Origin of the sequence: Clostridium psychrophilum, from assembly GCF_018861705.1 — a bacterium.
Classification (GTDB): Bacteria; Bacillota; Clostridia; order Clostridiales; family Clostridiaceae; genus Clostridium_AD; species Clostridium_AD psychrophilum.
Window position 1 is genome coordinate 17,546 of sequence record NZ_JAHLEC010000043.1, and the last position, 11,326, is coordinate 28,871.

Annotated in this window: 8 protein-coding genes and 1 other RNA gene; 8 read left to right on the forward strand and 1 reads right to left on the reverse strand. The window is 30.1% G+C overall.

Annotated elements, in window-relative coordinates:
• Nucleotides 1–10 precede the first annotated feature (10 nt).
• The gene (gene ppdK, locus KPL38_RS10655; protein WP_216289113.1) at nucleotides 11–2,647 is read left to right on the forward strand and encodes a pyruvate, phosphate dikinase; all 2,637 of its coding nucleotides are present in this window, start codon (nucleotides 11–13) and stop codon (nucleotides 2,645–2,647) included.
• A 107-nt stretch (nucleotides 2,648–2,754) separates the two neighbouring features.
• Here ppdK and KPL38_RS10660 read toward each other — a convergent pair whose 3' ends face one another.
• Nucleotides 2,755–3,822, reverse strand: a complete 1,068-nt coding sequence (locus KPL38_RS10660; RefSeq protein WP_216289114.1) for a CotS family spore coat protein — start codon at nucleotides 3,820–3,822, stop codon at nucleotides 2,755–2,757.
• A 200-nt stretch (nucleotides 3,823–4,022) separates the two neighbouring features.
• Here KPL38_RS10660 and KPL38_RS10665 point away from each other — a divergent pair, with 200 nt between their 5' ends.
• The 7 genes from KPL38_RS10665 to rnpB all read left to right on the forward strand — a co-directional run bounded on the left by KPL38_RS10665 (nucleotide 4,023) and on the right by rnpB (nucleotide 11,136).
• Nucleotides 4,023–5,051, forward strand: a complete 1,029-nt coding sequence (locus KPL38_RS10665; RefSeq protein WP_216289115.1) for a deoxyguanosinetriphosphate triphosphohydrolase — start codon at nucleotides 4,023–4,025, stop codon at nucleotides 5,049–5,051.
• A 222-nt stretch (nucleotides 5,052–5,273) separates the two neighbouring features.
• Nucleotides 5,274–7,043 (forward strand): DNA primase, encoded by a 1,770-nt coding sequence (gene dnaG / locus KPL38_RS10670; RefSeq protein WP_216289116.1) that lies wholly within the window; start codon nucleotides 5,274–5,276, stop codon nucleotides 7,041–7,043.
• Between the two features lie 21 nt (nucleotides 7,044–7,064).
• Nucleotides 7,065–8,162 (forward strand): RNA polymerase sigma factor RpoD, encoded by a 1,098-nt coding sequence (rpoD, locus tag KPL38_RS10675; protein WP_216289117.1) that lies wholly within the window; start codon nucleotides 7,065–7,067, stop codon nucleotides 8,160–8,162.
• Nucleotides 8,163–8,287: 125 nt separating this feature from the next.
• Nucleotides 8,288–9,175: a PH domain-containing protein gene (locus KPL38_RS10680; protein ID WP_216289118.1), complete on the forward strand. Its 888-nt coding sequence runs from the start codon at nucleotides 8,288–8,290 to the stop codon at nucleotides 9,173–9,175.
• 11 nt (nucleotides 9,176–9,186) lie between these two features.
• Nucleotides 9,187–9,876, forward strand: coding sequence for a tRNA (adenine(22)-N(1))-methyltransferase (locus KPL38_RS10685; RefSeq protein WP_216289119.1), 690 nt, complete (start codon nucleotides 9,187–9,189; stop codon nucleotides 9,874–9,876).
• Nucleotides 9,867–10,682 (forward strand): Nif3-like dinuclear metal center hexameric protein, encoded by an 816-nt coding sequence (locus tag KPL38_RS10690; RefSeq protein ID WP_216289120.1) that lies wholly within the window; start codon nucleotides 9,867–9,869, stop codon nucleotides 10,680–10,682. The genes KPL38_RS10685 and KPL38_RS10690 overlap by 10 nt, the downstream gene beginning before the upstream one ends.
• Before the next feature lie 67 nt (nucleotides 10,683–10,749).
• Nucleotides 10,750–11,136: RNase P RNA component class A (rnpB, locus tag KPL38_RS10695), an RNA gene on the forward strand.
• Nucleotides 11,137–11,326: the final 190 nt, after the last annotated feature.

Genomic DNA, 11,326 nt, shown 5'->3' on the forward strand with positions numbered 1-11,326 from the left:
TTGTGTGCAAATGGAAAACAAGAAGTATATCTATCTTTTTAGTGAGGGTAATCGTTCAATGAAAAATCTTTTAGGCGGTAAAGGTGCAAACCTTGCAGATATGACGAGCCTTGGAATCCCAGTTCCACAAGGGTTCACAGTTACTACTGAAGCTTGTAATAAATACTATGAAGATGATAAATTAATTGCACCTGAAATTATTAGTGATATTCATGCTAAAATGACTGAACTTGAAAACATTACAGGAAAGAAGTTTGGTAGTTTAGAAAATCCATTACTTGTATCAGTTCGATCTGGAGCAAGAGCATCAATGCCTGGTATGATGGATACAATATTAAATCTAGGACTAAATGATGATACAGTAGAAGTTATGGCGAAAGCAACAAATAACCCAAGATTTGCTTATGACTCTTACAGAAGATTTATCCAAATGTTTGCTGACGTTGTAATGGACGTTGAAAAAAGAAACTTTGAAAATATGATGGATAAGATGAAGGAAGAAAAAGGCGTAAAATTTGATACGGAATTAGATGCTAATGATTTAAAAAAATTGGTAAAACAATTTAAAGAATTTTATAAAGAAAATCAAGGTGAGGATTTCCCAAGTGACCCAAGCGTACAGCTAATAGCTGCTATTTCTGCAGTATTTAGATCATGGGATAATCCTCGTGCTAATGTGTATAGAAGATTAAATGATATCCCAGGGGCATGGGGAACAGCTGTAAGTGTTCAAGAAATGGTATTTGGTAACAAAGGGGAAACATCAGGAACTGGCGTTGCATTTTCAAGAAATCCCTCAACTGGAGAAAAACAAATATTTGCTGAATACTTAATGAATGCACAAGGCGAAGACGTTGTTGCAGGAATTAGAACACCACAAGATATATCACAACTTCAAAAGGATATGCCAAAAGTATATTCCGAATTTATGGGAATTGTAAATACTCTTGAAAAACACAACAAGGATATGCAAGATATGGAGTTTACAATTGAAGATGGAAAACTATACTTTTTGCAAACAAGAAATGGAAAAAGAACTGCACAAGCTGCATTAAAAATTGCGGTTGAACTTGTTGAAGAAGGAATGTTAACAAAACGAGAAGCTCTTATGAAGGTTGAGCCAAAGCAACTAGATACATTACTTCATCCTAATTTTGATGCAACTGATTTAAAAATATCTAAAGTAATAGCTAAAGGTCTACCTGCATCTCCTGGAGCTGCTTGTGGAAAAGTTTGTTTTACAGCTGAGGATGCAAAACTAAAACATGAAGCTGGCAATGAAGTTATTCTTGTAAGGCTTGAAACATCACCAGAGGACATTGAAGGCATGGTTGCTGCGGAAGGTATTCTAACAGTAAGAGGTGGTATGACATCACATGCTGCGGTTGTTGCAAGAGGGATGGGAACTTGCTGCGTGGCTGGATGCTCGGCAATAAAAGTTAACGAACAAGCTAAGAACTTTCAAATTGGAGAAACAATCTATAATGAAGGTGACTTTATTTCAATGGATGGCAGTACAGGAAATGTATATGCTGGAATAATTAAAACAGTTGAGCCTGAAATAAATGGTTACTTTGAAATATTTATGGGTTGGGCTGATGAAATAAGAAGCCTTAAAGTAAGAACTAATGCTGATACGCCTAAAGACACTGCACAAGCTGTTAAATATGGAGCTGAAGGTGTAGGATTATGCAGAACAGAACATATGTTTTTTGACGGTGATAGAATAGCTAGAATAAGAGAAATGATAGTTGCTAAAGATGAGGCTCAAAGAAGAGTAGCACTTGAAAAATTATTACCAATGCAAAGAGGAGATTTTGTAGGAATTTATGAAGAACTTAAAGAAAAACCAGCTACAATAAGATTCTTAGATCCACCACTACATGAATTTTTACCACATGCTGATGAAGATATAAAAGAATTAGCAAGTGATATGGGATTAAGTTTTGAAGAGCTAAAAGCTACTGTTGATTCATTACATGAAGTTAATCCAATGATGGGACATAGAGGGTGTAGACTTGCAGTATCATACCCAGAAATTGCTGAGATGCAAACTAGAGCAGTAATTGAAGCAGCTATAGATGTTAAGACTAGAAAAGGCTATAATATTATTCCAGAAATAATGATTCCTTTAGTTGGAGAAATTAAAGAATTAAAATATGTTAAAGATATAGTAGTAAGAGTAGCTAATCAAATTATAGCTGAAAAAGGCAGTGATTTGAAGTATATGGTTGGTACAATGATTGAAATACCAAGAGCTGCACTTACAGCTGATTTAATAGCAGAAGAAGCAGAATTTTTCTCCTTTGGGACAAATGATTTAACACAAATGACTTTTGGATTTTCAAGAGATGATGCTGGAAACTTCTTAAAAGACTATTATGATAAGAAAGTTTTCGAATTTGATCCGTTCCAAAAATTAGATCAAGTTGGAGTAGGCAAACTTATTAAGATAGCTGTAGAACTTGGACGTAAAGTTAGACCAAATATAAAACTTGGAATATGCGGAGAGCATGGTGGAGATCCATCTTCCGTTGAATTCTGTCATAATGTTGGACTTGATTATGTATCATGTTCTCCATTTAGAGTGCCAGTTGCAAGACTTGCAGCAGCTCAAGCAGAAATAAAAAATCCAAGAAAAAAGTAATATATTAAAGCTATATATGATTAATAAACCTAAAATAAACGTCACTGAGTATTAGTGGCGTTTTATTTTGGTTTGAATTATGTTGTTTTAAATTTATTATAGAATTGTTATAAAATCGTTTTAAATTTATTTTGAATATAAGTTTTGAATTTGTCTACAAAATCTACTTGATAATTATCTTTGTTTGTTGCATTAGTGAGCAAATTTAAAAAGGATTTTTTGTTGCACTTATTAATATTACCATAATAATCTCTTGATATTTTCCAATACCTTTGTGGAAAAGATAAATAAACAAGAATATATTTATAATCATCTAAGGTTAATGGAAGTATTTTATCATACAATTCTAAAAAACTTATGGCGAGTTCTAAATCCCATTTTGTATTGTCTCTTTTAAGTAAACGTCTTAAAGAATACGAAATATCATGAGCACAAAAGTCATTTCTGCATTTATCAAAATCAATTACCCATATTTCATTATTAGTGTCAAAAATAATGTTTTTATTTACATAATCAAGATGACAGAGCGATTTTGTAAGATTATTAAGATTTAGATCATAGGCAATGTCTGCAGAACATTTAGCAAGCTTACTACTTGAATTAAAGTGTTCGAGGTATAGTTTTGAAAAGGCATCGTCATATTTATAAGCTAAATTAGAAAATTTAAGAAGGCTTTCATAATGTTTATATATTGAAGGACTTAAAGGACTATAGTCCTCCTTCATAGAGCTACCACAAATGGGTTTAAAGTTAATACTTACTTTATGCATATTTGCAAGATTGGAACTGCATACTAATATATGATCAATATTGTCATAGTCACATTTTATGCCATTAATCCAAGGGGTAAGTATAAATAGCATATTATTATAGTTTACAAATCTACTGTTTTTATTAGTTGGGAGGATCCGAGGTACATTAATATTATTTCGGTGTAGCCATTCTATAGCTGAATATACAAATAACAAATCTTTTATAGAATAGTAAACTTTTTTTAAACAATAACATTCGTCGTAGTATTGTACTTTATATACAGCCCTTTGTTTATCCGTGTTTTTAAATTTAACTTGTTTAATATCAGCATTGGTTAAATTATATTGCGGTAGAATGTATGCTTTTACATTTTCCTCAGATAATAAACTTATGTTATTAACGTTTTTAGCCGTAGAAGGCATCTTAACACTCCTAAAAAATTATTACATTACTAGAATATTAATAAAATTTAAATATTATTCGCTTAACATAAAAAAAAGGGAAATTAATTTCATATGTAGAATACTATTAAAGTGACTTCAAAAAATAAAGGATACTAATTAACTATTTTTAATGATGACTAAATTAACTAAAATATAGTTTTGAATTTAGGAGGGAGTTTATGAATATCCGAAAAAAGATAGAAATTAATGAAGAAAACTGTATTATACAATACGGTTCGTTATCCTTAAATTCAAAGGGAAGGAAAAAACCAGAGTGCATGGATGATGTAAGAACATGCTATATGGTAGACAGAGATAGAATAATAAATTGTAAATCATTTCGTAGACTAAAGCATAAAACACAAGTATATATAAAGACCAGTAGTGATCACTACAGAACAAGATTAACACACACATTAGAAGTGGCACAGATAGCAAGAACAATAGGACGTGGTATTGGTTTAAATGAAGACTTAATAGAAGCTATAGCATTAGGTCATGATATTGGTCATGTGCCATTTGCTCATAATGGGGAACAGGTTCTTAATGATATATTGCCACAAGGATTTAGGCATAATGAGAATAGTATTAGAGTACTGACAAAAACAGAAAAATCAGGTGCAGGACTTAATTTAAGTGAAGAAGTATTAGATGGAATTCTTAATCATAGTGGTTTTTCAAATAAATATGGAAAGGCAAAAACACTCGAAGGTCAAGTAGTTAGATATAGTGATAAGATTGCATATGTAAATCATGATATAGACGATTCTATAAGAGCAAAATTGTTAAGCGAGGAAATGTTGCCATTAGATGCTGTTGAAGTATTAGGAAAAAATCATGGTACACGAATAGATACTTTAGTTAAAGATTGTATTTATAACACTATAGACAATTTAGATAAGGGAAGTATAGGTGTGTTACTTAGTGAAAGAGTTGGGGGCGCATTAGGAGTTTTAAGAAATTTTATGTTTGAAAATATATACAAAGGTGAAATTTTAAAGGAAGAAAGACAAAAAGCACAATTTGTAGTCAAAAATGTATTTAAATACTACTTTAACAATCCTATGACTATGCCCGATTTTTACAAAGGGATAGTTAAGGAAGAAGGGTTACATATTGGTGTAGCTGATTATATTTCTGGTATGAGTGATGACTATTGTTTAATGCTTTTTAATAATATATATGTACCTAAATTCGTTATTTATTAAAAGATAGAATAAAAAAGTTTACTAATTAAAAAAAATATTAAAAAAATATTAAAAAATAAAAATAAAAAATAAATATATTGAAGGAAATTTGTATTTTATAAAGAATATATTATAAGAAAACAAAATTATTATTAAAAAAAGTTGAATTAAAGAAGGATAATATACTTTTTTGTCGAATAAAAATATATTGTGGATTTATATAAGTAAGGTGGTAATAATCTATTGATTGCTGAAGATGTCATCCGAAAAATAAAGGAACAAAATGATATTGTGGATGTAATATCTGAAAGAGTAAAACTTAAAAGGGTAGGAAAAAACTATACTGGCCTTTGTCCTTTTCATAATGAGAAGACTCCATCATTTACGGTTTCTGTGGAGAAACAGATTTATAAATGCTTTGGATGTGGTGAAGCTGGAAATGTAATTAGTTATATTATGAAGGATAGGAATATGACTTTCCCAGAAGCTGCAGAGGCACTTGCACAAAGAGCTAATATTAGTATAGATTTACACAATGATGAAAATAATGAACAAAAAGACATGTACAAGAAAATGTACAAAATTAATGTAGACGCAGCTAGGTATTTTTATGATAACTTAAGAAAGGATAAGAAGGCTGAGATATATTTTTCAAACCGAGGTATTACTGAATTAACGATGAAAAAATTTGGGCTAGGGTTCTCCATTGATAGATGGGATGGATTGTTACTATATTTAAAAAAGAAAGGGTATTCAACATTAGATTTACTTAATATAGGGTTAATTATTAAAAGTCCTAAAGGGTCATATTATGATAGATTTAGAAATAGAATAATGTTTCCAGTGTTTGATTATAAAGGTAGTGTCATCGGATTTGGAGGAAGAGTTTTAGATGATTCAAAACCTAAATATTTAAATTCACCGGAAACTCCATTATTTCATAAAGGGTTAAACTTATATGGCTTAAACTTTGTAATCAAAAATAATAGATCTCGGACAATAATAATTGTAGAAGGATATATGGATTGTATTTCACTTCATCAATATGGATTTTCAAATGTTGTTGCGGCGCTTGGTACAGCGCTTACCATTAGGCAATCAAAATTATTAAAGAAATATGTTGATAAAGTTATAATTGCTTTTGATGCAGATTTTGCAGGTCAAGCGGCAACTATAAGAGGACTTGAGATATTAAGACATGAAGGCTTGGATTTAAGAGTTTTAATAGTGCCAAAAGGTAAGGATCCTGATGAGTATATAAAAAACAATGGAAAAGAAGCATTTCAAAAATTAGTAGAGGATGCTCTTCCCATAATAGATTACAGAATTAAAAGAGCAGGTAATGGAATAAATTTTTCTAATAGTGAGATGATAATACAGTATGTAAAAAAGGTCACTGAAATTATTGTAGAATTAGATCCTGTTGAAAAGGATGTTTATATAAAAAAGGCGTCTGAAGAAACAGGCATTAAAGAACAAGCAATATACGACTTATTAAGTGAAGAAATTAACAAAAATCCTAATAAAATGAAAAAAATGAATATACAACAAGATTTTGGACAAAAATTATATTTAGAGCCAGCTTATATTAAAGCTGAAAGAAATTTATTGAAATTTATGTTTATAAATGAAGAAAATTGTGATTATATTACAGAAAATATTTCAATTGATCAATTAGTAAATGAAAGCCATAAAAGCATATATTCATTAATTGTAAAATATAAAAACTTACCAAAGGAAGAGAAAATCAAAAATATTGAATTTATGTGTAAAGATATAGAATGTACAAAAGAATGGATTAACACTATGGAAGTTGAATTCTCTCTTGATGAAGAGAATGATAAGAAGCTTATAAATGATTGTATTAAACAACTGAAAAAATTCAAGTTAGAGGAGTCGAAAAAAGAAATTATGAATAAAATCAAACAATTTGAATCAAAAGGCTTGCTAGAAGAATCTATAAAATTAGCTCAAGAACTTGTAGAACTACAAAAGAATATAAAACAATTATAATATTAGAAAGGAGGTAATACGATGAAGGATAAAGGCTCAAAAATGGCTATAGTAAAAAAACTAATTGAAAAAGGTAAGAAAAAGGGTTCATTAACTTATAAAGAAGTAAGCGATGAACTTTATGAAATAGATTTAACTCCAGAACAAATAGAAAAAGTTTATGAAGTTCTAGAATCAATGGAGATAGATGTTGTTGGAGATATACATGGAGGAGGAACTGCACCTGCTACAACGCGAACTGAGACAGAACCAGAAACTGAGGAAGTTGATGTTAGCGTACCAGAAGGAGTATCTATAGATGATCCTGTTAGAATGTACTTAAAAGAAATTGGAAAGGTTTCATTATTGTCTTCAAGTGAGGAAATAGATCTTGCTAAAAGAAATGAAGAAGGAGATCTTGCTGCTAAGAAGAAACTAGCAGAGGCTAATTTAAGATTGGTAGTAAGTATAGCAAAGAGATATGTTGGTAGAGGAATGTTATTTTTAGATCTTATTCAAGAAGGTAATTTAGGACTAATAAAAGCTGTAGAAAAATATGATTACAGAAAAGGATTTAAATTTAGTACCTACGCTACATGGTGGATTAGGCAGGCAATAACAAGGGCTATAGCCGATCAAGCAAGAACTATTAGAATACCTGTACATATGGTTGAAACTATAAATAAGCTAATAAGAGTTTCAAGGCAATTACTTCAAGAACTTGGTCGTGAACCTCAACCAGATGAAGTTGCTGAAAAAATGGAAATGCCAGTAGGAAAGGTTCGTGAAATTATGAAAATTGCACAAGAACCAGTTTCTCTTGAAACACCAATTGGTGAAGAAGAAGATAGCCATTTAGGCGACTTTATTCCAGATGATGATGCGTTAGCACCAGCTGAAGCTGCAGCATTTACAATGCTGAAAGAGCAATTAATAAATGTTTTAGATACATTGACTCCTAGAGAAGAGAAAGTTTTAAGATTAAGATTTGGACTAGATGATGGACGCGCAAGGACACTTGAGGAAGTTGGAAAAGAGTTTAATGTAACAAGAGAGAGAATTAGACAAATAGAAGCTAAGGCTTTACGTAAATTAAGACATCCTAGTAGAAGTAAAAAATTAAAAGATTATTTGGATTAATATAATTTTTTTGAATGAAAAGAACACTTTATATAAAAAGGTGTTCTTTTCATTTTGTATAATAATGGAAACATATTTACAAGGGCGATTTGAATATGATATAATACATTTTAGAAGGTGATTAAATGGAAGATTATACATCAAAGCGAGGTCACGGGTTAGGGTTTATGTTATTGATGACTGCATTATATAATATAGTAATATTAATTTTATTAAAATTTACTAACGCATACATTATAGATAATCTATTAAAGCTTTTATTAGTTTTTTGCAATATTTATCAGATATATTACATGGTATTGTTTCAAACACTTAAATGTACTTTTGATAGTGAAAATCTTAAGATTCATGCTATTTGGTCACTAAAAAAAACAATTATACCACTAAATGAAATTGAAGGATATACTACAACCTCTGGCACAATTAAAGGGGTTAGACTTTATGGGGTAGCTACGAATAGCTTCGCTATGGGGAAATTTGTAATTGATAAAATAGGTTTATCTAGAATGCTTGTTACTGATAATAAAAAAGTTTTTTATATAAAAACTGAAAATATGAGCTATGCGATTTCACCTATAGAACATGAAAAATTTGAGAAAGCATTAACAGCTCTTCATTTCGATAAAATTGAATGGAGATATAAAGTTAATAATAGTTATAATCTACATAAGGACAAGCATTTTATTATACCTTTTATGGTTGTAACCATATTGATACTAATTTTAACGTTAAACCCACTTATATTGTATTTGAAAAATGTCATACCTAATGTTATGCCATTAAGTTTTGATGCTAATTTCAAACCAATAAAAATTGGAACAGGTCAACAATTTGCATTTACTCAAATGGTTTATGGAGTATTAAATATGGCATTGTTATTTTGTATGTATTATGCAAGTTATTTTTGCGCAAAATATGATAGAAAATCATCATACAAATATATTTATTTTTCACTAATTGTAGCAATAATATTTTTAATTATACAATTTAGAATATTAATTAATTTTAGATAAGGATGAGAATTATGGAACTAAGTATAAGATTAAATGAAATAGTCAGTATGATAGAAACATGTGAAAGTATTATAGATGTAGGTACAGATCATGGGTATGTACCTATTTATTTAGTAAAGAGTGGAATAACAAAAAAAGCTATTGCATCTGATATAAATAAAGGACCAGTTGAGAAGGCTAAAAACAATATAGCTATTAACAATACACAAGGACAAATTAGTTGTAGACTAGGAAGTGGATTATCTACAATTAAAAAAGGAGAGGTGCAAATAGCTATTATTGCAGGAATGGGTGGTAATCTAATAAGAGATATATTGGAAAATGATTTAGATATTGTTAAGGAATTAAAATATATGGTACTTCAACCGGTTCAAAATGCAGAGGTTTTAAGAGAATACTTGTATAGTAGTGGATATGATATCCTAGATGAGAAAATATGCTATGATGATGGCAAATTTTATGAAATAATAAAGACAAAATATAATTCGAAACCATTAGTATTAGATAGTATATATTATGAAATAAGTAAAATATTATTAGAAAAAAAGCAGTTGGTAATGAAGAATTTTATAGAATATAAATTACAAAAGTATTTAAAAGTGTATTATACATTAAATGATGATACAATTTTATCGAAAAATAGAAAAGAGCAACTTTATAATATTACACGTAAACTTAAGGAGTTCTTAAAATGTTTTTAAAAGTAAAAACTATTGAAACTATTATGCAGCAGTTTGCTCCAAATAAACTAAAAGAGGATTACGATACTGTAGGATTAATGGTTGGGGATAAAGAGAACGTTGTTACAAAAATCTTAATTGCATTGGATTGTACTATGAGTGTAATAGATGAGGCAAAGGATAAAGGTTGCAATTTTATATTGACTCATCATCCACTTCTTTTTTTAAAACCTAAAACTATTACAACAGACACTTTAGTTGGGAAAAAAATAATTAAGTTAATTAAGAACAATACAAATGTCTATTCAAGTCATACTAATTTGGACTCTGCTCGAGGCGGTTTAAATGATATTGCAACTGAGATATTAGGATTTAATAAATACAAAATCATTGAAAACTCAAAAAATGATGATTCTGGTGAAGGGCGCGCTGGTATTGGTAGATTAGTAATTTTGAATGAGTATATAAAACTTTCCACGTTATGTGAGAATGTTAAAAGAGCATATAACACGAAGTTTATAAGATATGTGGGTAATGATAATGATTTAATAAAGAAAATTGCTATTATAAATGGAAGCGGAGAAGATTTTTTCGATGAGAGCATAAAACTAGGTGCAGATTGTATTATTACAGGGGATACTAAGTATCATGGTGTATGTGACTTATTGGAGAAGAATGTCGCTCTAATTGATCCTGGACACTTTGCAACAGAATGGAATGCATTTAAAATTTTTGGAGAAAAGTTTAAAAATAAGTTACATGATGACGGATATGAAAATGAGGTTATAATTTCTCAACATACTTATGATCCGTATAAAATTAAGTAGTAAAATTATCTCCTGTGAAAATAAAACTATTTGCTTTTGTTTAAATAATATGATATCATTGTTTTTGCGAGTAAGCCAGACAATCGCTGCTGAGTATTGCTTGCAGTACTCAGAAGAGGAAAGTCCGAGCTCCATAGGGCAGGGTGCTGGGTAACCCCCAGTGAAGGCGACTTTAAGGAAAGTGCAACAGAGAGATACCGCTAAAGGTACTTTAAAGGTTTAGTTTACTAGATTTTTAGAATATACTAGCAAGGATGGAAAGGCGAGGTAAGAGCTCACCAGCGCACTGGCGACTTTGCGGCTATGTAAACCCCACTTGGAGCAAGATCGAATAGGAGAACATTTTGGGGCGGCCCGTCTCGTTCTCGGGTGTATCGCTTGAGCTTATTGGTAACAATAGGCCTAGATAGATGATTGTCTAATACAGGACTCGGCTTATAGACTTACTTGTACCAAAAAACATTCACTTTATAGTGAATGTTTTTTTTGTATAGAAAAATATAAATTATTTAAATATATTAAGTTAACTTATAATATGATTATCCCACAAAAAGCTTGTAATTACTTCCAAACGTAGTAATTATGATATAATAATATCAAAATCAGTACGTAGAGGAGGATTACTATGTTTTGCAAAAATAACG

What these genes read in the sequence shown, in the direction of transcription:
- KPL38_RS10665 (WP_216289115.1), top strand. Translation starts at nt 4,023, where the DNA reads ATGAATATCCGAAAAAAGATAGAAATTAATGAAGAAAACTGTATTATA.
- KPL38_RS10690 (WP_216289120.1), top strand. Translation starts at nt 9,867, where the DNA reads ATGTTTTTAAAAGTAAAAACTATTGAAACTATTATGCAGCAGTTTGCT.
- KPL38_RS10660 (WP_216289114.1), bottom strand. Translation starts at nt 3,822, where the DNA reads ATGCCTTCTACGGCTAAAAACGTTAATAACATAAGTTTATTATCTGAG.
- KPL38_RS10680 (WP_216289118.1), top strand. Translation starts at nt 8,288, where the DNA reads ATGGAAGATTATACATCAAAGCGAGGTCACGGGTTAGGGTTTATGTTA.
- ppdK (WP_216289113.1), top strand. Translation starts at nt 11, where the DNA reads ATGGAAAACAAGAAGTATATCTATCTTTTTAGTGAGGGTAATCGTTCA.
- rpoD (WP_216289117.1), top strand. Translation starts at nt 7,065, where the DNA reads ATGAAGGATAAAGGCTCAAAAATGGCTATAGTAAAAAAACTAATTGAA.
- KPL38_RS10685 (WP_216289119.1), top strand. Translation starts at nt 9,187, where the DNA reads ATGGAACTAAGTATAAGATTAAATGAAATAGTCAGTATGATAGAAACA.